21 protein-coding genes and 1 pseudogene are annotated in these 23035 nt (G+C 70.8%); 17 read left to right on the forward strand and 5 right to left on the reverse strand.

From position 1 onward, the window contains the following. Positions 1 to 272: 272 nt before the first annotated feature. From QM641_RS10790 to QM641_RS10800, 3 genes are read left to right on the forward strand one after another with little or no spacing between them, the layout of a single operon-like run. Positions 273 to 725: a hypothetical protein gene (locus QM641_RS10790; protein WP_415116317.1), complete on the forward strand. Its 453-nt coding sequence runs from the start codon at positions 273 to 275 to the stop codon at positions 723 to 725. 60 nt (positions 726 to 785) lie between these two features. After that, positions 786 to 2792, forward strand: a complete 2007-nt coding sequence (gene thrS / locus QM641_RS10795; protein ID WP_415116319.1) for a threonine--tRNA ligase — start codon at positions 786 to 788, stop codon at positions 2790 to 2792. After that, positions 2789 to 3337, forward strand: a complete 549-nt coding sequence (locus QM641_RS10800) for an HIT family protein (protein WP_415116321.1) — start codon at positions 2789 to 2791, stop codon at positions 3335 to 3337. Before thrS ends, QM641_RS10800 begins: the two co-directional genes overlap by 4 nt. 2 nt (positions 3338 to 3339) lie before the next feature. Here the strand turns inward: QM641_RS10800 and pdxY are convergent, their stop codons facing one another. Further along, positions 3340 to 4191 (reverse strand): pyridoxal kinase PdxY, encoded by an 852-nt coding sequence (gene pdxY, locus QM641_RS10805; RefSeq protein ID WP_415116323.1) that lies wholly within the window; start codon positions 4189 to 4191, stop codon positions 3340 to 3342. A 336-nt stretch (positions 4192 to 4527) separates the two neighbouring features. On the opposite strand from pdxY, the gene QM641_RS10810 reads away from it, so the two are divergent. After that, positions 4528 to 5748, forward strand: a complete 1221-nt coding sequence (locus QM641_RS10810; protein WP_415116325.1) for an MFS transporter — start codon at positions 4528 to 4530, stop codon at positions 5746 to 5748. Between the two features lie 143 nt (positions 5749 to 5891). Here QM641_RS10810 and QM641_RS10815 read toward each other — a convergent pair whose 3' ends face one another. Continuing rightward, the gene (locus QM641_RS10815; RefSeq protein WP_415116327.1) at positions 5892 to 7274 is read right to left on the reverse strand and encodes a pyridoxal phosphate-dependent decarboxylase family protein; all 1383 of its coding nucleotides are present in this window, start codon (positions 7272 to 7274) and stop codon (positions 5892 to 5894) included. A gap of 365 nt (positions 7275 to 7639) precedes the next feature. Between QM641_RS10815 and QM641_RS10820 the strand changes: the two genes are divergently transcribed. From QM641_RS10820 to QM641_RS10855, 8 genes are all read left to right on the forward strand, one after another. After that, positions 7640 to 8398 carry a YebC/PmpR family DNA-binding transcriptional regulator gene (locus QM641_RS10820; protein WP_415116329.1) on the forward strand — a complete coding sequence of 253 codons (759 nt, stop codon included), beginning with the start codon at positions 7640 to 7642 and terminating at the stop codon, positions 8396 to 8398. Between the two features lie 79 nt (positions 8399 to 8477). Continuing rightward, positions 8478 to 9071, forward strand: coding sequence for a crossover junction endodeoxyribonuclease RuvC (ruvC, locus tag QM641_RS10825; RefSeq protein WP_415116331.1), 594 nt, complete (start codon positions 8478 to 8480; stop codon positions 9069 to 9071). A gap of 9 nt (positions 9072 to 9080) precedes the next feature. Further along, positions 9081 to 9698, forward strand: a complete 618-nt coding sequence (gene ruvA, locus QM641_RS10830; protein WP_415116333.1) for a Holliday junction branch migration protein RuvA — start codon at positions 9081 to 9083, stop codon at positions 9696 to 9698. Further along, the gene (gene ruvB / locus QM641_RS10835; RefSeq protein ID WP_415116335.1) at positions 9691 to 10722 is read left to right on the forward strand and encodes a Holliday junction branch migration DNA helicase RuvB; all 1032 of its coding nucleotides are present in this window, start codon (positions 9691 to 9693) and stop codon (positions 10720 to 10722) included. Before ruvA ends, ruvB begins: the two co-directional genes overlap by 8 nt. 75 nt (positions 10723 to 10797) lie before the next feature. After that, positions 10798 to 11208: a preprotein translocase subunit YajC gene (locus tag QM641_RS10840; RefSeq protein ID WP_415116337.1), complete on the forward strand. Its 411-nt coding sequence runs from the start codon at positions 10798 to 10800 to the stop codon at positions 11206 to 11208. 42 nt (positions 11209 to 11250) lie between these two features. Further along, the gene (secD, locus tag QM641_RS10845) at positions 11251 to 12975 is read left to right on the forward strand and encodes a protein translocase subunit SecD (RefSeq protein WP_415116340.1); all 1725 of its coding nucleotides are present in this window, start codon (positions 11251 to 11253) and stop codon (positions 12973 to 12975) included. Beyond that, a complete protein-coding gene (secF, locus tag QM641_RS10850; protein ID WP_415116344.1) occupies positions 12975 to 13964 on the forward strand; it encodes a protein translocase subunit SecF in 990 nt (329 codons plus the stop codon). The genes secD and secF overlap by 1 nt, the downstream gene beginning before the upstream one ends. A 54-nt stretch (positions 13965 to 14018) precedes the next feature. Continuing rightward, entirely contained in the window at positions 14019 to 16274 is a 2256-nt protein-coding gene (locus QM641_RS10855) for a RelA/SpoT family protein (RefSeq protein ID WP_415116346.1), read from the forward strand. Here QM641_RS10855 and QM641_RS10860 read toward each other — a convergent pair. The 3 genes from QM641_RS10860 to QM641_RS10870 all read right to left on the reverse strand — a co-directional run bounded on the left by QM641_RS10860 (position 16253) and on the right by QM641_RS10870 (position 18627). Beyond that, positions 16253 to 16846, reverse strand: a complete 594-nt coding sequence (locus QM641_RS10860; RefSeq protein WP_415116348.1) for a type IV toxin-antitoxin system AbiEi family antitoxin — start codon at positions 16844 to 16846, stop codon at positions 16253 to 16255. The two genes, QM641_RS10855 and QM641_RS10860, sit on opposite strands and share 22 nt — an antisense overlap. A 97-nt stretch (positions 16847 to 16943) precedes the next feature. After that, positions 16944 to 18200, reverse strand: coding sequence for a DUF349 domain-containing protein (locus QM641_RS10865; RefSeq protein WP_415116350.1), 1257 nt, complete (start codon positions 18198 to 18200; stop codon positions 16944 to 16946). A 73-nt stretch (positions 18201 to 18273) separates the two neighbouring features. Further along, positions 18274 to 18627, reverse strand: a complete 354-nt coding sequence (locus QM641_RS10870; protein ID WP_415116352.1) for a dioxygenase — start codon at positions 18625 to 18627, stop codon at positions 18274 to 18276. A gap of 92 nt (positions 18628 to 18719) precedes the next feature. On the opposite strand from QM641_RS10870, the gene QM641_RS10875 reads away from it, so the two are divergent. From QM641_RS10875 to QM641_RS10895, 5 genes and pseudogenes are all read left to right on the forward strand, one after another. Then, on the forward strand, positions 18720 to 20048 hold the full coding sequence (locus QM641_RS10875) for a replication-associated recombination protein A (RefSeq protein ID WP_415116354.1): 1329 nt from the start codon (positions 18720 to 18722) through the stop codon (positions 20046 to 20048). A gap of 398 nt (positions 20049 to 20446) precedes the next feature. After that, positions 20447 to 21082: a sugar O-acetyltransferase gene (locus QM641_RS10880; protein WP_415116356.1), complete on the forward strand. Its 636-nt coding sequence runs from the start codon at positions 20447 to 20449 to the stop codon at positions 21080 to 21082. Next, positions 21079 to 21909: a sulfurtransferase gene (locus QM641_RS10885; RefSeq protein WP_415116358.1), complete on the forward strand. Its 831-nt coding sequence runs from the start codon at positions 21079 to 21081 to the stop codon at positions 21907 to 21909. Before QM641_RS10880 ends, QM641_RS10885 begins: the two co-directional genes overlap by 4 nt. Positions 21910 to 22026: 117 nt before the next feature. Then, a pseudogene (locus tag QM641_RS10890) lies at positions 22027 to 22479 on the forward strand (GNAT family N-acetyltransferase); the annotation flags it as partial. A gap of 46 nt (positions 22480 to 22525) precedes the next feature. Next, positions 22526 to 22846, forward strand: coding sequence for a DUF4037 domain-containing protein (locus tag QM641_RS10895; protein WP_415116360.1), 321 nt, complete (start codon positions 22526 to 22528; stop codon positions 22844 to 22846). The last annotated feature ends 189 nt before the right edge of the window (positions 22847 to 23035 follow it).

The following is a 23035-nucleotide window of genomic DNA, read 5'->3' on the forward strand; positions in this document are numbered from 1 at the left end:
CGCGCTTCCCTGACACGGAAGAGGTCACTGGTTCGATCCCAGTATCGCCCACCACACAAGCCCGCCTGTCGGCCCGGGACCACTCACGAACTCCGGAGTTTCGCGCGTACTTCGGAGGATTTCGCCCGAATCCTCCGAAGTACGCGCGATTGTCCGCTGTTCGTGGCCCCTTGCCATGGCGGCACCCAGCCGATGCAGAGGACCGCCGGTTACGCTCCTGGGGCGGCCCGCGTCGTCCTCACCGTCCCTGACGCCCGAACCAAGGAACACCCATGCGCAAGCCCCTCACCGCCCTCCTCCTCGTCTCAGGTCTCGGCGCGGCATCCCTCACCGGCTGCGCCGCGTCCGCCGCGGAGACCACGCCGTCCGCGACGGCGCAATCCACCGCCGACGCGTGCGAGGTCGCGCAGACCGCTCTCCCCGAGCTTCAGGACGAGATCAGCGCGACACTGGCCGAGGCCAGCAGCGGCGACTACAGCACGGTCGTCGAGTCGATCACCGCGCTCGAGCGGAAGCTCGGAGAGACCGCTGACAAGATCACCGACGCCGACGTGAAGAGCGCCCTCGACGACTTCGGCGTCGCGGTGGGCGAGTTCGCCGGGGTCTTCGACGGCGTCGCCGACGGGGATCTGACCGTGCTTACCGGCAAGGCCGCCGAGATGCAGCAGGCGACCGAAGGCATGCAGTCCGCGGGGAAGAAGCTCGCCTCGCTCTGCACCTTCTGATCCGGAGGCGCCCGGCCGGACCGGTAGCCTGGAGGGATCGTTCCCCCAGGAGAGTCCGCCTTGTCTGACCTTGCCCCGTCGGCCGTGCCGCTTCCCGCGGACGGCTTCGCGCTGTTCCCCGACCGCTCCGTGATCGCCCTGCGCGTCAACGGCGAGCTTAAGGACCTCGCCACGACGGTCACGCAGACGGATGCCGTCGCGCCGGTGCACGTCGACAGCCCCGACGGCCTCGCGATCCTGCGTCACTCCACGGCGCACGTGCTCGCCCAGGCGGTGCAGCGCGTGCGTCCGCAGGCCAACCTCGGGATCGGCCCGCCGATCGTCGACGGCTTCTACTACGACTTCGGCGTCGACGAGCCCTTCACTCCCGACGACCTCAAGGCGATCAAGAAGGAGATGGAGCGCATCGTCCGCGAGGGCCAGCGCTTCGTCCGTCGCGTCGTGACCGACGAGCAGGCGCGTGCCGAGCTCGCCGACGAGCCGTTCAAGCTCGAGCTGATCGGCCTTAAAGGCGGCGGCGCGGACAAGACCGAGGGCGCCTCGGTCGAGGTGGGAGCGGGCGAGCTCACGATCTACGACAACGTCGCCCGTGACGGCTCGACCGCGTGGAAGGACCTCTGCCGCGGACCGCATGTGCCCTCGACGCGCCTGGTCGGGAACGGCTGGGACCTGACCCGCGTGGCGGGCGCATACTGGCGCGGCAGCGAGAAGAACCCGCAGCTCCAGCGCATCTACGGCACGGCATGGCCGACCAAGGACGAGCTGCGCGCCTACCAGCACCGGCTTGAGGAGGCCGCCAAGCGGGACCACCGCAAGCTCGGCCGCGAACTCGACCTGTTCAGCTTCCCGGACGAGATCGGCTCGGGCCTGTCGGTGTGGCATCCCAAGGGCGGCATCATCCGGCAGGAGATGGAGCAGCACGCACTCGCACGCCACCGCGAGGGCGGCTACACCTACGTGTACACGCCGCACATCACCAAGCGCGACCTCTTCGTGCAGTCGAACCACCTCGTCACCTACAAGGAGGGCATGTTCCCGCCCATCCACCTCGACGAGGAGCGCGACGACGAGGGCAACGTCACCAAGCAGGGCGTGGACTACTACCTCAAGCCCATGAACTGCCCCATGCACATCCTCATCTACAAGGAGCGCGGTCGCAGCTACCGCGACCTGCCGATGCGGCTGTACGAGAACGGCACCGTCTACCGCTACGAGCTCTCCGGCGCGCTGCACGGCCTCACCCGCGTGCGCGGGTTCACGCAGGACGACTCCCACCTGTTCGTCACGCCCGAACAGCTCGAGCACGAGGCGGGCGAGGTGCTCGACTTCGTCCTGTCGATGCTGCGCGACTTCGGACTGACCGAGTTCGAGCTCGAGCTGTCGATGCGCGATGACGAGAAGGAGAAGTGGATCGGCGACGAGGAGCACTGGGCGTCGGCGACCGAGTCGCTGCGTCGCGTCGCGCAGGCATCGGGGCTGAAGCTGACCGAGGTAGAGGGCGAGGCGGCCTTCTACGGGCCGAAGATCGACCTGAAGACGAAGGATGCACTCGGCCGCACCTGGCAGCTGTCCACGGTGCAGATCGACTTCAACCTGCCCGAGCGCTTCGGCCTGGAGTACACCGGACCCGATGGCGAGCGGCACCGCCCCGTGATGATCCACCGGGCCCTGTTCGGCTCCGCCGAGCGCTTCTTCGCGATCCTGCTCGAGCACTATGCGGGTGCCTTCCCGGTCTGGCTGTCGCCGATGCAGGTCGTCGGCATCCCCGTCGCCGAGGAGTACGCCGACTACCTCGACGACATCGTCGCGCGGCTGCGCGCGGAGGGCGTGCGCGCCGAGGTGGACCATTCCGCCGACCGCATGCAGAAGAAGATCCGCACGCACACGACCCAGAAGGTGCCGCTGCAGCTCATCGCGGGAGAGCAGGACCGCTCCGCAGGCACCGTGTCGTTCCGATTCCGCGACGGGTCGCAGACCAACGGCATCCCGGTCGACGAGGCGATCTCGCGCATCGTCCGTGCGATCGCCGACAAGGCCGTCGTGGACACCGCCGAGGACCTGAGGTGATCGAGGAGCCGCACATTGCGGCGCGGGATGCCGCGACCTTCGCCGGCGTGCCCGATGAGTTCCAGCGGCTGTGGACCCCGCATCGGATGGCGTACATCCAGGCCGGTCCCGAGCCGCTGCGCGATGTGTGCCCGTTCTGCACGGCGCCGGAGCTCTCGGACGAGGAGGGTCTCATCGTGCACCGCGGCGCCACCGCGTATGTGCTCCTGAACCTCTTCCCCTACAACTCCGGGCACCTGCTGGTCTGCCCGTACCGGCACATCCCCACCTACGACGAGGCGGCCGTCGAGGAGGTCGCCGAGATCGGCGCGCTCACCCAGCAGGCGATGCGGGTGCTGCGTACGGTGTCGCGCTGCGACGGCTTCAACATCGGCATGAACCAGGGCGTCGTGGCCGGCGCCGGGGTCGACGCGCACCTGCACCAGCACGTCGTGCCGCGGTGGACGAGTGACGCGAACTTCTTCCCGATCATCGCGAAGACGAAGGCCCTGCCGCAGCTGCTCGGCGAGGTGCGCCGCACCGTCGCCGACGCCTGGCCCGCCTGATCTCAGCGGACCTGGCGTGCCTCGAACTGCATGCGCGGATGGGCATATGCCTCCTGCGCCTCTACGAGCTGCAGCTCGCGCTCGCCGGAGGAGTACGTGCGCTGCAGCAGGTCGTACACGCTCGAGGTCGTGCGGGCGAGCGCATCGGCGGCATCGCCGGTGGCACGGTAGTGCGCCGTGAACAGTGCGGCGGTGACATCCCCCGAACCGTTCGCCTTCATCGGGATGTGCGGGGTCTGCACGATCCACGCGCCGTCGCCGGTGACCGCGAGCATCTCGATGGTCTCGGGCGCGCGGTCGGGGCGCTCCACGCTCGTCACGAGCACGGTGCTCGGGCCGGTCGCGCGGACGAGGTCCACGGCGGCGAGGGTCTCCTCGAGCGTGTGGGGCTCGGTGCCGGTGAGGTAGCCCAGCTCGAACTGGTTCGGCGTGATGAGGTCGGCGGCGGGCACCACGCGCTCGCGCAGCAGGATCGGGATGGCCGGTGCCACGAAGCATCCGCTCTTCGCGTTCCCCATCACCGGGTCGCACGCGTAGACGGCATCCGGATTCGCGGACTTCACTCGAGCGACGGCATCGAGGATGACGTCGGCGATGCCCTCCGAGCCCTGGTAGCCGGAGAGGACGACGTCGAGCTGCGGGAAGACGCCGCGCTCCTCGATGCCCGTGATCACGTCGCTCACGTCGGCGGGGGAGATGAGCGGGCCTCGCCAGGCGCCATACCCGGTGTGGTTCGAGAAGTTCACGGTGTAGACGGGCAGCACCTCGACGCCGATGCGCTGCAGCGGGAAGACGGCGGCGGAGTTGCCGACGTGGCCGTAGGCGACGGCGGACTGGATGGAGAGGATCTTCACCCGTCCATCCTCCCACCCGTCGTCGGGGCGGGCACCGCTCGCAGCCAGTGAGAAGAGGCGGCCGTCATCGGGTGCGCACTGATCGCGGTGCGCGCGCAGCGGCAGCCGGTCGGGCCGCTTGGCTGGAGAATGCGGCCCGCACCAAGGCTGAATCGGGCAAAGCTCGTGCTGGAAGGTCGGTCGGGGCAGAACAGCCTCTGTGCGGGCGCGATAACTCGTCTGCTGCTTCGCGACCGACCGCTCAGCCCTGCCGCGCGAAGCCACTGCTCGGTCGGAGCGGGCGCTCTGTGCGGGCGAGCCCGGGATGCGGCCGGACATCCGCATACGATCGTACGTGTGACGAATCCTGAGATCCGCCGCTGGCGGCTGTCGCTGTTCGCGTTCATGTTCAGCGCGGGGCTGGGCATGGCCGCGTGGGTGACGCGCACCCCGGCGATCCGGGATGCCGTGGAGGCCTCGACGGCGCAGATGGGTCTCCTGCTGTTGGGCGCCTCGATCGGGGCGATGGCGGGCGTGCTCTCCTCCGAGCCGCTGCTGCGGCGAGCGGGGTCGCGCCCGATCATCCTGCTCGGCGGCTGGGTCGTGGCCGCCGGCGTCGCCGTCACCGGCGTGGCCGCCGGGCTCGGGCTCGCCGCCGGCGTGCTCGTGGGGCTCATGCTGTTCGGGCTCGGCTGCGGCGTCGCGGAGGTCGCACTGAACGTGGACGGCGCCGAGGTCGAGAAGCGCCTGAGCCGGTCGGTCCTGCCTGCCCTCCACGGATGCTTCAGCCTGGGCACGCTCGTCGGCGCGGTCCTCGGCATCGTCTTCACGGCCATGCACGTGCCGGTGGTGTGGCACCTCCTGGGATGTGCGCTGCTCATGACCGCTGTCGTGCTGTGGGGCTCGCGCGGACTCGTCGCGGGGGTGGGCAGAACCGCGGTCGTACCCGCGCGCGCCACGGAGTCCGCAGATCGACGGGCCAGTGTGTGGCGCGATCCCGCGCTGCTGCTGCTCGGGGTCGTGCTGCTCGCGCTCGCCCTGGCGGAGGGCGCGGCCGGCGACTGGCTGCCGCTGATCATGGTGGACGGGCTGGGACTTTCCGAGGCACTGGGCTCCGCGTTCTACGCCGCCTTCGCCGCCGTCATGACGATCGGGCGCTTCTCAGGTCACCTGCTGATCGCACGGGTCGGGAAACAGGGCGCGCTGCTGACCAGCGTCGTGCTGTCCGCGGCCGGCATCGCGCTGGTCGCGCTCGTCGACCATCCTGCGGTGGTCGTCGCGGGGACCGCACTGTGGGGACTCGGCGCCTCGCTCGGGTTCCCGGTGGCGATCTCCGTCGCCGGCGACGACGCCGATCGTCCCGCCGAGCGCGTGGGCGCGGTCGCCACGGCCGGCTACCTCGCCTACCTCGTCGGCCCGCCTGTGCTCGGCTTCCTCGGCGAGCACTACGGGCTGCGCTCGGCCATCCTGGCGGTCGTCGGCCTGCTCATCGTCGCCGCCGTCGCGGGGGTCGTGCGCGTGCGCATGCGTCGGCCGGGGCGCGCGAGCGCCGCTCACGTCGCGGACGCGTCCCGCTGACAGGGCGAACCGCGCGTTCCTGACGCGAAACCCGCGTGTTGACGTCAACGGCCCTGTAAGCGGGACAGAATCTGGGCGAGACCTGTGCATGTCGTGGGCGTGCGAGGCCTGCGACAGCACGAAACCGCGTCTGTGTGCCCGGGTCAGGCGCGCGAGCTGACCCCGGCGGCGAGCCGGGCGATCGCCGCCACGGTGCGGTCGATGTCGTCCGGGGTCGTCGCCCAGGACGACATCGAGCAGCGCAGCACGGCCCGCCCGCTCCACTCGGCGCCGGTGAGCGCGGCGGTGCCGTCGGCGAGGATCGCCGAGCCCAGCGCCCGCGTCGCCTCGTCGTCGTCGAGGCGCAGCATCACCTGCGTGTAGGCGACCTCGTTGACGACCGTGATACCGGGCACGTCGCGGAGCCCGGCTTCGAGCCGGTGGGCATTGGCGTGGAGCCGATCGACCAGGTCCCGCACCCCCGATCGGCCGAGCGCCCGCAGCGCCGCCCATGTCGGCACGCCCCGCGCGCGTCGCGACAGTTCCGGCGTGACGTCCCACGGGTCGAGACCCGTGTACATGAGGTAGTCACCGCCGGTGCGGAACATCGCGATCGAGTCTGCCGGGTCGCGCACGATCGGCATGCCGCAGTCGTACGGGACGTTGAGCGTCTTGTGCGCGTCGGTCGTCCACGAGTCCGCGTCGCCGACACCGGCCGTCAGGTGGCGCAGGGAGGGGGATGCCGCGGCCCACAGCCCGAAGGCTCCGTCGACGTGCACCCAGGCGCCGTGGCGCCTGGCGATCGCGACCAGCTCTTCGATGGGATCGAACGCGCCGGTGTGCACCTCGCCGGCCTGCAGGCACACGATCGTCGGCGTGCCGTCGGGCTCGCCGAGCGCCTCGGCCAGAGCCGCCGGGATCATGCGGCCCTCGCCGTCGGCGGCCACCACGATGAGCTCGTCGGCGCCGATGCCGGCGAAGCGCGCGGCGCGGTCGATCGAGCCGTGCCGGTGGGCGCCGACCACGAGCCGCACCGGCGGCGCCCCGCGCAGCCCCTGGCGCGTGAGGTCCCATCCGGCGCGGCGCAGCACGGCGTGCTGCGCGGTGGCGAGGCAGACGTAGTTCGACATCTGCGCGCCGGTGACGAAGCCGACCGAGGCGGATGCCGGGAGCCCGAGCAGCTCGCACACCCACTGTCCCGCGACGCGTTCCAGGGCTACCGTGGCGGTCGTCATGCTGCTCGACCCGGAGTTCTGGTCCCACGCCGACACCAGCCAGTCCGTCGCGAGCGCAGCGGGCAGCGTGCCGCCGATCACGAACCCGAAGAACCGCCCGCCCGGGATGGCGACGAGGCCGGGGTCGGCGCGGCGGGCGAGGTCGGCGACGAGCTCCGCGGCATCCGTCCCCGCGTCGGGAAGCGGCCCACCGAACTGCGCGACCATGTCGTCGAGCGTCGCGCGCGGCCACACCGGGCGGTCGTCGAGGGAGTCGAAGAAGGTACGGGCCGCAGCGCGGGCGGCATCGAGCGCCGTCGCTCTTTCATCCATACGACAAAGTGTCGCCCCGGGACCGTGCTGATACAACGGCGTGCGGAGTCCTGGGCCCTCCTGACCCCCGAGTCACGGCACAGGCTCGCGAGTCACTGCTCCCGCAGCGACTCACTGCCCCGCAGCGCAGTTACTCGGCATTAGGGGAGTGACTCGGATGCTGGGGCAGTGACTGGGGTTTGGGCGCTGAGTCGCGAGCCAAGGCAGTGAGTCGACGCGGGGCGTGGGTGCTCCACCGCGGGGTCGAGGCGGCGGCCCGGTGGGGCGGAGGCGATGAATGGACCCTACAATCGACGGTGCACGGGCATGGCCCGAGAACTGTCAGCTGCGGGGCCGATCGGCTGTCCCCGCCGGAAGGGAAGCGCATGTCAGGGCATTCCAAGTGGGCGACGACCAAGCACAAGAAGGCGGTCATCGACGCGCGCCGTGCCAAGTCGTTCGCCAAGCTCATCAAGAACATCGAGGTCGCCGCCAAGCTCGGCGGCGCCGACCTCACCGGCAACCCCACGCTGTACGACGCCGTGCAGAAGGCGAAGAAGACCTCGGTCCCGAACGACAACATCGACCGCGCGATCAAGCGCGGCGCGGGCATCTCCGGCGAGTCGGTCGAGTACCAGACGATCATGTACGAGGGCTACGGTCCGAGCGGCGTGGCCCTGCTCATCGAGTGCCTCACCGACAACAAGAACCGCGCCGCCGCGGAGGTGCGCACGGCACTGACCCGCAACGGCGGATCGCTGGCCGACCCCGGCTCGGTGTCGTACAACTTCCACCGCAAGGGCGTCATCGTCGTCTCCGGCGAGGGCACCACCGAGGACGACGTCATGATGGCGGCCCTGGAAGCCGGTGCCGAGGAGGTCGAGCCGCATGCGCAGGGCTTCGAGGTCATCACCGAGGCCTCCGACCTCGTCGCCGTCCGCTCGGCGCTGCAGGAGGCGGGCCTTGACTACGAGTCCGCCGACGTGGAGTTCGTTCCGACGCTGAAGGTGCACGTCGACGCCGACACCGCCCGCAAGGTCTTCCGTCTCGTCGACGCCCTGGAGGACAGCGACGACGTGCAGAACGTGTTCAGCAACTTCGACCTGTCCGCCGAGGTGCAGGCCGAGCTCGAGAACGACGACTGACGGGCCCGACGTCGGCGGTCGTCGCGTGAGTGCAGCGCGTCGAGACGCGGATGCCTCGTACTCCGCCTAGCGTGGGGGAGTGGCATCCGCTCGCCTTCGTGTGCTCGGCGTCGATCCGGGACTGACCCGCTGCGGCATCGGCGTCGTCGACGTCGCGCGCGACCGTTCGGCGCGTCTCGTGCACGTCGGCGTCGTGCGCTCCGACACGGGCCTTCCGATCGAGCGCCGGCTCGCGGTGATCGCTGCCGGGCTCCGGGCGGTGCTCGAGGAGCACGCTCCCGACGTGCTGGCCGTGGAGCGGGTGTTCGCCCAGCACAACCGCCATTCCGTGATGGGCACGGCGCAGACCAGCGGCATCGCGCTGCTGCTTGCGGCCGAGCACGGCATCCCGGCCGCCACGCACACCCCCACGGAGGTCAAGGCCGCCATCACCGGCTACGGCTCGGCGGACAAGCTCCAGGTGCAGACCATGGTCGCCCGGGTGCTGCGCCTTGACGCCCTGCCCCAGCCGGCGGATGCCGCCGACGCTCTGGCGCTCGCGCTGTGCCACGCGTGGCGTGGCGGAGCGCCGACGGCGGGGCAGACCGCGCCGCTCACCCCCGCGCAGCGCGCCTGGACGGATGCCGAGCGTCGCTCGCGTGTCGCTCGAACAAACGTCCGAAGCCGCGGGTAGGCTCGGGGCATGATCTCCTCCCTGCGCGGACGCGTGCTGCACCTGAATGACGACGGCCTCGTGGTGGACGTCGGCGGCGTCGGTTACGCCGTGGCGGTCACCCCGCAGCTGGCGCGCGAATTCCACGTCGGCGACGAGATCGTGCTGCACACCCATCTCGTGGTCCGCGAGGACGCGTTCTCGCTCTACGGCTTCGACTCCCGCGACGAGTTGGTCGTGTTCACCCAGCTGCTGAGCGTCGCGGGAGTGGGACCGAAGTCGGCGCTGGGGGTGCTGTCCACGCTGACCGTCGATCAGGTTGCGGATGCCGTGGCCGCCGAGGACGACGCGCCGTTCCGGCGCGTCTCGGGGATCGGACCGAAGACCGCGAAGCTCATCGTCGTGCAACTTGCCGGAAAGCTCCGACCGTCGGGCCGTGCCACGCCGGCGACCGCCGGCACGGGGGCACCCGCCGTCGCGGGTCAGGTCGTGGCCGCGCTCGTGGGACTCGGCTGGAGCGAGCGCGTCGCGCTCGACGCGGTCGCGGCCACCTCCGGCGAGGCGCCCGCGGGTGCGACGGTTCCCGCGCTGCTGAAGCTCGCGCTCGCCCACCTCGGTCCGGCACGGACGGACTCGGCGCATGGCTGACCTGCACGACGGGGCGGAGGACGAGGCCGAGCTCGCGGTGGAGGGGGCGCTGCGGCCCTCGTCACTGGCCGAGTTCATCGGTCAGCAGAAGGTGCGCGGCCAGCTGCAGCTCCTGATCGACGCGGCGCGCATCCAGCAGCGGCCGCCCGACCACATCCTCATGGCGGGCCCCCCGGGTCTGGGCAAGACGACGCTCGCGATGATCGTCGCGCACGACAGCGGCCGCCCGCTGCGCCTGTCCAGCGGCCCGGCGATCCAGCACGCCGGAGATCTGGCCGCGCTGCTGTCGAGCCTGGTGCCCGGCGAGGTGCTCTTCATCGACGAGATCCACCGCATGGCGCGCGCCGCGGAGGAGATGCTCTATCTCGCGATGGAGGACTTCCGCATCGACATCATGGTCGGAAAGGGCGCGGGGGCCACGAGCATCCCGCTCGACCTCGCGCCGTTCACGCTCGTGGGCGCCACGACCCGCTCGGGCCTGCTGCCCAATCCGCTGCGCGACCGCTTCGGCTTCACGGCCCACCTGGAGTACTACGAGCCTGAGGAGCTCGAGCTCGTCGTGGCGCGCTCGGCGGCGGTGCTCGACATCGTGGTGCCGCCGCCGGCCCGCGCCGAGATCGCACGCCGCTCGCGCGGCACCCCGCGCATCGCCAACCGGCTGCTGCGGAGGGTGCGCGATTATGCGATCGTGCACGGTGCTCACCCGGCAGCCGAGGGGGTCACCGAGGCCGAGGTGGCCGCCGCGCTCGACCTCTACGACGTCGACGAGCTGGGGCTCGACCGGCTCGACCGTGCGGTGCTGGATGCCGTCGTCCGACGGTTCCGCGGAGGCCCGGTGGGCCTGGGCACCCTGGCGGTCGCCGTGGGCGAGGAGGCCGATACGATCGAGTCTGTCGTCGAGCCCTACCTCGTGCGGATCGGCTTTCTCGGCCGCACGCCCCGCGGACGGGTGGCCACCGCCGAGGCGTACGCGCATCTGCGCGTGCCGCGCGCCCCCGAGGCACTCCGGCTCGATGACCTATAATCCTTGAGGGCTTGAGCGCCCTCCCAGAGGCTGCGCCATCCAGGCGCGCCCACCGCGAAAGGTGCATCCGCCCCTATGTTTCTTGCTACCGCGCAGACCGCCGAGGTCAATCCGGCCATGAAGTTCTTCGCCGATTACGGCCTTCTCATCATCATGGTCGTGCTCATCGGCTTCATGTTCTGGAGCTCCCGCCGCCGCATGCAGCGCGCGAAGGCCGAGCAGGCGGCGAAGGTGCGCGCGATGGTCCCGGGGGTCAAGGTCCTCCTCCAGGGCGGCCTCTACGGCACGCTCGTGCAGTACGACCCCGACGACCTGTCCCTTCCTGCGCGCGTCGAGCTCGCCCCCGGCGTCGAGGTCGAGGTGCACAGCCAGGCCCTCCTGCGGGTCGTCGACCCGGTCGAGGAGGCGCCCGTCGACGAGCCGGCGGCCGAGACGATCCCCGGTGACGATGTCATCCCCGACGGGGACGACACGCACAAGTCCTGAGCAGTCGCCGCACCGGCGACATCCGACGAAAGCTGACCCTCCGTGGCCACTCCCACTCCTGTCCGTCATGCCTGGCGGGCCCTCACGGGCCTGCTGGTCGTGACAGCCGTGCTGTTCGGGATCAATGCGCTCGGGGTGTACGTGTTCGGCAAGAGCTCGTGGACGCCTGAGCTGGCGCTCGACCTGCAGGGCGGTACGCAGATCATCCTCGAGGCGCACTCGGTCGACGGCAGCGATCCGACGCAGGAGCAGCTGGACCAGGCGGCCACGATCGTGCGCCAGCGCGTCGACGCGTCGGGGGTCGGCGAGGCGGACATCGCCACGCAGGCCGGCAACCAGATCGTGGTGCAGGTGCCGGGACAGGCCGACGAGGAGACCCGGGAGCGCATCGAGGCCACCGCGCAGCTTCAGCTGCGCGCCGTGCTCTACACCGGGGCGCCGGCCACGTCGTACGTCGGCGAGGACGGCGAGGAGACGCCGTACCCGACGCCCGACCCCGGCCTTCAGGCGACCCCGACCGCCACGCCCACCGACGGCAGCGACCTGAACTGGGTGACGCCGGCCCTGCAGGCGCAGTTCCTCTCCTACGACTGCGCCGACCCGCCGACCGACCCGGCGACCGCGCCCAAGGATCAGCCGCTCATCACGTGCGATACCGACGGCTCGATCAAGTACATCCTCGGCCCGGTGGAGCTGGACGGCTCGTCGATCACGAACGCGACGTTCGGGCTGCAGCAGACCGACAACCAGTGGGCTGTGACCCTCACCTTCGACCAGGCGGGCACGGAGACCTTCGGCAAGATCAGCCAGCGTCTGTATGGGGCGACCTCGCCGCAGAACCAGTTCGCGTTCGTGCTCGACGGCAGCGTGCTGTCGGCGCCCAGCATGAACGGCGTCATCCTCGACGGCAAGCCCTCGATCACCGGGAGCTTCACGCAGGAGAGCGCCAAGACCCTCGCCGACCAGCTCAAGTACGGCGCGCTGCCGCTGAGCTTCGAAGTGGTCAGCTCCGCAGCGATCTCGGCGACGCTCGGCTCCCAGCAACTGCAGATCGGCCTGGTCGCCGGGCTCATCGGCCTCGCGCTCGTGGCGCTGTACTCGCTCGTGGTCTACCGGGCGCTCGGGTTCATCATCATCGCGTCGCTGGGTGTGATGGCGGTGCTCACCTACCTCACGCTGTGCATCTTGGCGTGGCGGATGGGCTTCCGCCTGTCGCTGGCGGGCGTCGCGGGTCTCATCGTGACGATCGGGTTCACCGCCGACTCGTTCATCGTGTACTTCGAGCGCATCCGCGACGAGCTGCGCGACGGCAAGACCATCACGGGCGCCGTCGAGGACGGTTGGGGCCGGGCCAAGCGCACGATCTACATCTCGAAGTCGATCAACATCCTCGCCGCGGTCGTGCTCTACATCCTCGCCGACGCCACCGTGAAGGGCTTCGCGTTCACGCTGGGGCTGACGACGGTCATCGACGTGCTGATCTTCATTCTGTTCACCCACCCGGTGCTGCAGCTGCTCGCCCGGACCCGGTTCTTCGGGTCGGGGCATCCGCTCTCCGGTCTCGACCCCGACGCGCTCGGTGCCGTGTACCGCGGGCGCGCGCAGTTCCGCGCTCCGGCGGCGGCCGCCACCGGAAAGGGCTCGGCCGCACGCCGTGCCGGGCGCTCGCGCGGCGAGGCGGAGCGGCGCCAGACGATCGCCGAGCGCAAACAGGCGGAGCTCGCCGCCGCCGATCGCGCGGCCGCCACGACGGAGGGTGACGACTGATGCGCTCCATGAACCAGCTCGGCAACGACCTCTACAGCGGCCGCACCTCGTTCCCGTTCGTCGGGCGGCGAAAGCTCTGGTTCCTCATCGCGGCGATCCTCGTGATCGGCTCGGCGCTGGTGCCGCTGATCCGCCCGATCCAGTTCTCCATCGAGTTCACCGGCGGGTCGCAGTTCACGGTGAGCGAGGTGAAGAGCCCCGACCAGGCCGCCGCGACCGCCGCGGTCCAGTCGGTGGTCCCGGGCGCCACGACGAAGGTCACGACGATCGGCGACGACGGCATCCGGGTGCAGACCGACCAGATGACGGATGCCGAGACCCGCGAGGTCTCCGCGGCGCTGGCCGACCGCTTGCAGGTGGCCGCCGAAGACGTCAGCTCGTCGTTCATCGGCCCCAGCTGGGGGCAGGACGTCACGCGCCAGTCGCTGTGGGGCCTTGCGATCTTCCTGGCCCTGACCTTCGTGATCCTCGCGATCTACTTCCGCACCTGGAAGATGTCGGTCGCGGCGATCATCGGCCTCGTCGACGTCCTGGTGGTCACCATCGGCGTGTATGCCCTGTTCGGCTTCGAGATCTCGCCGGCGGCGGTCATCGGGTTCCTCACGATCCTCTCCTACGCTCTCTACGACACCACCGTCGTGTTCGACAAGATCCGAGAGAACACCCACGAGGACGGCGAGAAGTCGACGCGCACGTTCGGCGAGTCGGTGAACCTGGCCGTGAACCAGACGCTCGTGCGCTCGATCAACACGACCGTGGTGGCAGTCCTTCCCACCGGGGCGATCCTGTTCATCGGAGCGCTGTGGCTCGGTGCGCAGACCCTCACCGACATCTCGCTGTCGATCTTCGTGGGCACCATCGTGGCCGCCTACTCCACGCTGTTCGTCGCGGCGCCGTTGTACGCCTTCCTGCGCGAGAAGGAGCCGGCGATCGCCACGCGCGACGCGCACGTGGCCGCGACTCGCGAGCGCGCGGTCGCCGGCGCGTGATGGCCAGTCGCCGGGCGTAGGATTGACCCGTTCAGTCCACGGCGGAGGTGACGGATGACCGAGACGGCGTCTGCGTCGGCCCAGACTCCGTCGCTGCGTCGCCTGGTCCCACGCATCTTCTCCCGCTCCACGCCGCGCGCGGGGATCGAGCAGGTGCTGCACACCGTCCGTGCACATCACCCCCGCGCAGACCTCGCGATCGTCGAGCACGCGTACGAGGTCGCCGCCGAGGCCCATGCGACGCAGAAGCGGCTGAGCGGCGAGCCGTACATCACCCACCCGGTTGCGGTGGCGCAGATCCTCGCCGAGTTGGGCCTGGGGCCGCGGGCGATCGCCGCGGCGCTGCTGCACGACACCGTGGAGGACACCGCATACACGCTCGACGCGCTCACCGCGGATTTCGGCGACGAGGTCGCGATGCTCGTCGACGGGGTCACCAAGCTCGACAAGGTCACCTACGGCGATGCCGCGCAGGCCGAGACCGTGCGCAAGATGATCGTCGCGATGTCGAAGGACATCCGGGTGCTCCTCATCAAACTCGCCGACCGTCTGCACAACGCGCGCACGTGGGGCTTCCAGACCCCGGAGAAGGCGGCGAAGAAGGCCAGGGAGACGCTGGAGATCTACGCTCCGCTGGCCCACCGCCTCGGCATCCAGGCGATCAAGAACGAGCTGGAGGACCTCTCGTTCGCAGTCCTCCATCCGAAGCTCTACGCCGAGATCGAGAGCCTCGTGCGCCAGCGCACGCCCCAGCGCGAGCAGTACGTGCAGTCGGTCATCGAGGCCGTCGACGCCGACCTCAGGGAGCTGCGCATCCGCGGGAAGGTGGCCGGCCGGCCCAAGCAGCTGTACTCCGTCTACCAGAAGATGATCGTGCGCGGCCGCGAGTTCGACGACATCTACGACCTCATCGGCATCCGCGTGCTCGTGAACACCGTGCGCGACTGCTACGCCGTGCTCGGCGCGATCCACGCACGTTGGACGCCGCTGCCGGGCCGCTTCAAGGACTACATCGCAACACCGAAGTTCAACCTCTACCAGTCCCTGCACACGACCGTGATCGGCCCGGGCGGTCGCACGGTCGAGATCCAGATCCGCACCAACGAGATGCACCGGCAGGCGGAGTACGGCGTGGCGGCGCACTGGAAGTACAAGGACCGCATGAACGGCGGCAAGGCCGACCACCGCACAGTCGATGCCGACCTCGCCTGGCTCGCCCACATCTCCGACTGGCAGGCCGAGACCGCAGACCCGGGCGAGTTCCTCGACTCGCTGCGCTTCGAGATCGGCGCGAAGGAGGTCTACGTCTTCACCCCCAAGGGGCGCGTCATCGGCCTCCCTGCCGGTGCGACGCCGGTTGACTTCGCCTACGCCGTGCACACCGAGGTCGGGCACCGCACGATGGGCGCCAAGGTGAACGGTCGCCTCGTGCCACTGGAGTCCGAGCTGCAGTCGGGCGAGGTCGTCGAGGTCTTCACCTCGAAGAACCCCGACGCCGGGCCCAGCCAGGACTGGCTCGCGTTCGTCAAGAGCACGCGCGCGCGCAGCAAGATCCGCAGCTGGTTCACGAAGGAGCGTCGCGAGGAGGCCGTCGAGCAGGGCAAGGATGCCATCGCGCGTGCCATGCGGCGGCAGAACCTGCCGCTGCAGCGCCTGATGGGCCAGGACGTGTTCACCGAGGTCGCCCACCAACTGCGCTACGAGGACGTCACGGCGCTGTACGCGGCGATCGGCGAGGGACACGTCTCGACCCAATCGGTGATCGAGAAGGTCACCGCGCTCGTCCGCACCCAGGAGGACACCTCCACCGGCCCGATCATGCTCCCGCCGGTGGGACGCTCGCGTGCGCCGCGCGGCGGCGACTCCGGTGTGCTCGTGCGGGGGGCATCCGACATCCTCGTCAAGCTCGCCAAGTGCTGCACTCCCGTGCCCGGCGACGAGATCGTCGGCTTCGTCACCCGCGGAAGCGGCGTCTCGGTGCACCGGAAGGACTGCACGAACGTGCGCGCGCTCATGACCGACTCGGAGCGGCTCATCGAGGTGGAGTGGGCGCCCACGACCAAGAGCGTGTTCCTTGTGCAAGTGCAGGTCGAGGCGCTCGACCGCGCGGGCCTCCTCAGCGACATCACGCGGGTGCTCAGCGAGCACCACGTGAACATCCTCTCCGCATCGGTCTCGACCACCGGCGACCGGCTGGCGCTCAGCCGGTTCGTCTTCGAGATGGGCGACATCGTGCACCTCGACCGCGTGCTCAACGCCATCCGCCGCGTCGACGCCGTGTACGACGTCTATCGCGTGACCTCGTCCTGAGACGCGGGCGGGCCTCGATTCGGGTCGCACCGTGCCGCCCGCTCGCGCAGGTAGGCCAGAGCCGCACGCTTGCGGTGCAGCGGACCGGAACGCTCCAGCTGCGCGAGCGCCGTGGCGGGCAGGGCGGGGTAGGTCGTGATCAGCGCGTCGACGACCTCTGTGCCGGTGCGATCGTGCAGGACGTCGTCGCGCACGAGGTCGGCGAGCGTGCGCTCGGGCGTGGTCACCGCGACGCCGGATACGATGACGAGGTCTTCGGGGGGCAGCCGGCCGTCGCGATAGCGCAGTCGTACGTCGACGACGTGCAGTCCGCGGCGCTCGCTCGTGCGCTGCACGCAGTGCCGTCGCGGCGCGCTCATGGCCGCCCCGTGCACCCAGGCGGCCGACGCGTGCGTAAGGGCGAGGCCGGTCGTCATCAACGCTCGCAGCGACGCGGCCCGCAGCTCGCGCGTCTCGACCGCGTCGGCGGGCATGAACCCCTCGCCGAGCTCCACGAGATGGCCGTCGAGGCACGCGGCCATGAGCTCGGGACTGGAGAGCCGGTCGCCGGCGAAGTAGAGGAAGGGCCGCATTCCGGCAGTGTGCCGGATTCGGCGTCGACGGATGCCGCGTCCACGGCGTTTGTGGAGAACTCGTTCGTGCAGAACCGCCTGGGGAGAGGTCCTCGGATCAGCCGCCGAGGGCCTTCAGCCACGCCTTGCGCGCCTGCAGCGCCTCGCGCGCCGTGGCTGCGGCTGCGGCATCCTTCCGCTCCTCGGCGGCGGCCAGCTCTGCCTCGAGCCGCTCGATGGCCTCGTGCAGCTGCTGGGACATGTCGCTCTGCCGGGCCCTGGTCTCGGGGTTGTTGCGCTTCCAGTCGGCGTCTTCGCGCGTACGTACGGACTGCTCGATCTTGCGCAGCTCGTCGTCGAGGGCGCGTTCCTTCTCGCGCGGGAAGATCCGCCCGATCTCGTCCCACTGCCGCTGGATCGCGGTCAGGAGCGCCCGTGCCTTGGCGGTGTTCTTCTCCTGCCCGATCGTGCCCGCCTGGTCGAGCAGCGCGCGCTTGGCCTCGATCTTCTCGCGCGACGCCTCGGCGTCGGCATGCTCGCGCTCGGCGCGCGCGCCGTAGAGCGCGTCGCCGGCGGCCTTGAATCGGTCCCACAGCGCGTCGTCGACCTTCTTACCGGCCCGTCCCGCGCTCTTCCACTGGTCGAGCAGCTCGCGGTAGGCGCCGATGCCGTCCTCGCCCTTGCTCAGCAGGGCCTCCGCGCGTTCGATGAGCCGCTGTTTCGCGTCGCGGACCGTCCGATGGGTCTCGTCGAGCTCGGCGTAGAAGTCGCGGCGATGCTTGTCGATGGTGCTGCGCGCATCGCGGAATCGCTTCCACAGCTGCTGCGCGACGGCCTTGGGGAGGCGAGGACCTGCGGACTGATGCGCCTGCCAGCGTTCGAACAGCGCCGTCGATTCCGCCGAGGTCTGCTTCCACTGGATCGTCTTCGGATCGCGCGCCGCGATCGCCTCCATCTGCTCGACCAGCTGCGTGCGCTCGACGACCGCGGCCTCGACGGCCTCGCGAGCGGCCTGCGCCTCGGTGGCGGACGCCTCGGCCAGAGCGTCGGTCAACGCGGCCACCCGAGCCTGCAGCGCGGCGAGATCGCCCACGGCCGACGCTCCGGCAATGCGTTCGCTCACGGTCTGGGCGGTGCGGCGCAGGTCGGCGGATGACGCGCCCCCGCGACGGTGGCGGACCTCCAGCAGCGTCACCTCGCCGGCCAGATCGGCGTATTTGCGCTCGAAATAGGCGAGCGCCTCTTCGGGCGAGCCGTCCGGGTACTGCCCGACGACGCGCCACTGATCGCCCTCGCGGACGGATACGGTGCCGTCGTCATCGACCCGGCCCCACGGCTCGGAGACAGCGGGTTCGGGAGTGCTGGCAGAAGTCACGGGATGCACCTCGGCGCGGCTCACTGCCGCATGGGGGTCGGTCGGCTCACAGCCTAGTATGCCGTCACCGCGATCAGGGGGCGACGGACGGATCCGGTTCGGGTGTGGTGTCGGTGGCGGGTGTCTCTGTGGCGGGTGTCTCTGTGGCGGGTGTCTCTGTGGCGGGTGTCTCGTCGAGCAGGGGCGCCGTGAACGTCGGGGTCGGTGTCGCCGTCGGCTCGGGCGTCGGCACGCCGGGCCCGACCGTGTAGTACGCCACCTGGCCCGCGGCTATCGCGAGCAGCAGCACGCCGCCGGCGATCCCCGCGACGAGGTTGTCGCGGCGTCGGCGCCGCAGCTGCGCCTCGTGGAGTGCGCGGCGCGCCTCGTAGAGCCGCGCTCGTTCTCTCTCCGTGCGCGCGCTCTTCTTGCTGCCTCCCGTCGCCACGGGACCTCCTTCGATCGGCCGCACAAAGCCTAAGCGTCGCCGGTCGTGGGGGACAAACGCGCGATGTCGGGGGTCGCGATTAGCCTGGACGAGTGACGTCGTCCACCGCGCTGTTCCAGGCACCGACCCCGCTCGCGGTGCGGATGCGCCCGGTGTCGCTCGACGAGGTCGCCGGTCAGCAGCATCTGCTGCGGCCCGGGTCGCCGCTGGTGGCGCTGGCGAGTCCGGATGCCGCGACGCGCTCCGCCGTGTCGGTGATTCTGTGGGGTCCTCCCGGCACCGGCAAGACGACCCTGGCGCAGGCGATCGCCCGCTCGTCGGGGCGCCGGTTCGTCGAGCTGTCCGCCGTGACCGCCGGGGTGCGCGACGTGCGCGAGGTCATGCAGGAGGCGATGACCCAGCGCGACCTCTACGGCCAGTCGACGATCCTCTTCCTCGACGAGATCCACCGGTTCACCAAGGCGCAGCAGGATGCGCTCCTCCCCGGCGTCGAGAACGGCTGGGTGATCCTCATCGCGGCGACCACCGAGAACCCCTCCTTCTCGGTCATCTCGCCGTTGCTGTCGCGGTCGCTGCTGCTCACCCTGCAGCCGCTCAGCGACGACGACCTCGGTGTGCTCATCGACCGCGCGGTCGCCGATCCGCGCGGGCTCGCCGATGAGGTCGCGCTCGACCCGGAGGCGCGCGCCGCGCTCGTGCGGCTGGCATCGGGAGACGCGCGTCGTGCGCTCACGGCGCTGGAGGCCGCGGCATCCCTCGCCGAGCCGGCCGACGACGCGGTCCCCACGATCAGCGCCGAGCACGTCGCGCAGGCGGTCGACCGGGCGCTGCTGCGCTACGACCGGCAGGGCGACGAGCATTACGACGTGATCAGCGCGTTCATCAAGTCGATCCGAGGGTCCGACGTCGACGCGGCGATGCACTACCTGGCGCGCATGATCGAGGCGGGGGAGGACCCGCGGTTCATCGCGCGGAGGCTTGTGATCTCGGCATCCGAGGACATCGGGCTGGCCGACCCGCAGGCGCTCGTGATCGCCGTCGCCGCGGCGGATGCCGTCGCGTTCATCGGCATGCCCGAGGGGCGCATCCCGCTCGCCGAGGCGACCGCGTACCTGGCGACGACCGCGAAGTCGAACGCGTCGTATCTGGCGCTCGACCAGGCGATCGCCGACGTGCGTGCCGGCGGGTTCGGGCGCGTGCCGAAGCACCTGCGCGATGCGCACTATCCCGGCGCGAAGCGCCTCGGCCACGGCAAGGGGTACGTGTATCCGCACGACCTGGAGGTCGGCGTCGCGCAGCAGCAGTACCTTCCCGATGAGCTGCGCGGCCGCCGGTACTACGAGCCGACCTCGCGCGGCGTCGAGCGCGACATCTCTGCGCGGGTGGAGAAGATCCGCCGCATCCTCGACCCGGAGGCCTGAGCCGGGCGCGGCGCCGGCTGCGGCAGGTGCCGCCAGCGGGTGGGTTGGTGCCGGGTAGGTGCCGGGTAGGTGCCGGGTAGGTGCCGGGTAGGTGCCGCACAGGCTTCGGTTGGCGGGAATGGTCGCCGGGAGCGCCGCGCGCGACCAGATGCGCCAGGTGGCGTGGATGCCGGTGCCCTGACTTGGCGGGTTGGGTCGCCGGGCGCGCCGCGCGCGACCAGATGCGCCAAGCGAAGGAGCTGGGTTCTTGGGTTGGCTGGAATGGTCGCCGGACGCGCCGGCGGCGACCAGATGCGCCAGGTGAAGCGCCGTGGGAGCCGTGCGAGGGCGCCACGCAGGCCGCGCGGCGTGGGTACGCTGAGCGGGACGAGCACAGGCGACGAGAGGCAGGGACGGCGATGGATGCCGACGCACTCACCGAACGGGAACGGATGATCTCCGGCCGCACCTACCGGTCCACCGATCCGGAGCTGAGCCGGGAGCGGGCGGCGACCAAGCGCATCCTGCACGAGTACAACAACACGCATCCGGACGACGAGGAGCGCCGCATGGAGCTGCTGCGGGGCCTCCTCGGCTCGGTGGACGAGCTGCTCTGGATCGAGCCGCCGTTCCGGTGCGACTACGGCGCGCAGATCAGCATGGGGCGCTATGTGTACGCCAACTACGACCTCGCGATCCTCGACTGCGCCCCGGTCACGATCGGCGACATGGTCCTGTTCGGCCCGCGGGTCACCCTCGCCACGGCGAGCCATCCGATCGATTTCCACCAGCGCACGGTGGACATGTTCGAGTACGCGCAGCCGATCACGATCGGCGAGGGCGCCTGGCTCGGCGCGCACGTCGTCGTCGGCCCCGGCGTCACGATCGGCGCCCGCGCGGTGATCGGCGCGGGCAGCATCGTGACGAAGGACATCCCGGCCGATGTCGTCGCCGTCGGGAACCCCTGCCGGGTCGTGCGCGAGATCACCGAGCAGGATCGTGCCGCCTACCTCGCCGCCTACGGCCCCGCGCGAGAGGTGGCGGAGCCAGAATGAGCGCCCCGTTCCTCTCGGTCGCCGAGCTACACGAGCGGATGGATGCCGGCGAGCCCGTCGTCCTGGCCGATTCGCGCTGGTACCTCGACGGTCGGTCCGGACGCGAGGCCTATCTCGGAGGCCATCTCCCGGGCGCGGTGTTCGTCGACATCGACACCGATCTGGCCGGCGCGCGCGGACCGCTGACCGGCCGGCATCCGCTCCCGAGCGCGCAGGAGTTCGCCGCCGCGATGTCGCGCCTCGGCATCGCCGACTCCGACACCGTCGTGGCCTACGACGACGCGGGCGGGGTAATGGCGGCGCGCCTCGTGTGGATGCTGCGCGCGCTCGGCGTCGACGCAGCCCTGCTCGACGGCGGCATCGACGCGTGGGACGGGGAGCTGTCCACGGGCGAGGTCGTCCGGGAGCCCGCCGCCTTCGCGCCCCGCCCGTGGCCGGAGGATCTCCTCGCCGACCTCGACGACGCCGCCGACCCGCGCACGCTCGTGGTGGACGCCCGCCCCGCCGAGCGCTTCGCGGGCGAGGGCCCCGATCCCGACCCGCGGTCCGGGCACATCCCGGGAGCGGCGAGCGTGCCGTGCCGCGAGAACGTGGATGCCGGTCAGCGCCTGCTGCCGCTCGACACGCTGCGCGCGCGGTTCGCCGCCGCGGGCGTGACCCCGGAGCGCGTCGCCGAGGGCGAAATCGTCAGCTCGTGCGGCTCCGGCGTCACCGCGTGCCACAACCTGCTGACGATGGAGGCCGCCGGCCTCGGTCGGGCCCGCCTGTACCCGGGCTCCTGGTCGCAGTACGCCGCCACCGACCGACCGATCGAGACCGGACGGTGACGGCGCCGCCGGCGCTGGTGCTGATCGCCGGTCCGACGCGATGAGCACGGCTCGGCGGGCGAGTCGGCAGCGGGGGATGCCACGAACCGGCATCCGTCCGTCTCGCTCCGGTCGACGGGGCCGGGCGACTTCGAGACGCTTCGGGCTCTCTTCGACGACCCGGCGTTCTTCGACTGGGGCGGACCGGGCAGATGCCCGGACGAGCGCATCCGCTCGCACTACCTGGGTGCGCGTGCGCCGGAGGTGGAGTGCTTTCTCGTCCGCGTGGCGGATGAAGCGGTGGGCCTGGCGCAGCTGCATCCGGCCGATGACGGGGGCAAGGGCGGCGGCCTGGATCTGATCCTGCTTCCGCGAGCCCGCGGGCGTGGCGTGGGCAGGGCAGCGGCTCTCGAGCTGATCCGACGTGCGCGGAGCCGACGCGGCTGGGTGCGCGTGACAGTGGACCCAGCCGCGTCGAACGAGGCCGGCATCGCGTTCTGGCGTGCGATCGGGTTCGACCCCGTGTGCCGCGTCGACGACGAGGCAGGCCGCGCGCCGTACGTGTTGATGGCCTGGCCGATCGACGCATAGGGGCGGGGCGCCGCCGGCTCGCCGTTGCATCGACCCTCGCGACGGCATGGACGTGCACGACTGGCTGTCGCTCACCGGCCACGCGGTGCTGGAGGTCATCGGCGGGCCGGTGTTCGCCGACACCACGGGGCAGCTCATCGCCGTGCGCGACGCGCTGCGCTGGTACCCGGAGGACCTCTGGCGATACCCCGGACCGCGAGACTCCACCCGTGCGCCGAGACTGCGCGCTGGGCGTGCGCTCTCGGTGCACCAGTGGAGTCTCGCGGAGAGGGGGAGTGACCCGCGAGCGCAGGGCAGCGACGCGGGGGCAGACGGGCGAGCGGAGGGCAGCGACGCGGGGGCAGGCGGGCGAGCGGGATGCCTCTGATAGGCTGGATCCGCTCGAGACCCAGTTCCCGGGCATCCCCTCTCCTCTTGAAGACCTTCCGGCATGCCCCGGCGTGCAGTCCGGACCGGGCGAGGAGACGGAGATACGTCCGTGAGCCGCGACAGTCGCGGCCACGTCATCGGAAGGAGCACTTCGTGGCAACGAAGTCCCAGGACCGCCGCAAGGTCC

The organism is Microbacterium sp., assembly GCF_047605725.1.
Lineage (GTDB): Bacteria > Actinomycetota > Actinomycetes > Actinomycetales > Microbacteriaceae > Microbacterium.

Excerpts from the sequence above, each read along its gene's own strand:
- QM641_RS10790 (WP_415116317.1), top strand. The coding sequence starts at position 273 with ATGCGCAAGCCCCTCACCGCCCTCCTCCTCGTCTCAGGTCTCGGCGCG.
- QM641_RS10815 (WP_415116327.1), bottom strand. The coding sequence starts at position 7,274 with ATGGATGAAAGAGCGACGGCGCTCGATGCCGCCCGCGCTGCGGCCCGT.
- QM641_RS10820 (WP_415116329.1), top strand. The coding sequence starts at position 7,640 with ATGTCAGGGCATTCCAAGTGGGCGACGACCAAGCACAAGAAGGCGGTC.
- ruvA (WP_415116333.1), top strand. The coding sequence starts at position 9,081 with ATGATCTCCTCCCTGCGCGGACGCGTGCTGCACCTGAATGACGACGGC.
- ruvB (WP_415116335.1), top strand. The coding sequence starts at position 9,691 with ATGGCTGACCTGCACGACGGGGCGGAGGACGAGGCCGAGCTCGCGGTG.
- QM641_RS10840 (WP_415116337.1), top strand. The coding sequence starts at position 10,798 with ATGTTTCTTGCTACCGCGCAGACCGCCGAGGTCAATCCGGCCATGAAG.
- secF (WP_415116344.1), top strand. The coding sequence starts at position 12,975 with ATGCGCTCCATGAACCAGCTCGGCAACGACCTCTACAGCGGCCGCACC.
- QM641_RS10855 (WP_415116346.1), top strand. The coding sequence starts at position 14,019 with ATGACCGAGACGGCGTCTGCGTCGGCCCAGACTCCGTCGCTGCGTCGC.
- QM641_RS10860 (WP_415116348.1), bottom strand. The coding sequence starts at position 16,846 with ATGCGGCCCTTCCTCTACTTCGCCGGCGACCGGCTCTCCAGTCCCGAG.
- QM641_RS10880 (WP_415116356.1), top strand. The coding sequence starts at position 20,447 with ATGGATGCCGACGCACTCACCGAACGGGAACGGATGATCTCCGGCCGC.
- QM641_RS10885 (WP_415116358.1), top strand. The coding sequence starts at position 21,079 with ATGAGCGCCCCGTTCCTCTCGGTCGCCGAGCTACACGAGCGGATGGAT.
- QM641_RS10895 (WP_415116360.1), top strand. The coding sequence starts at position 22,526 with ATGGACGTGCACGACTGGCTGTCGCTCACCGGCCACGCGGTGCTGGAG.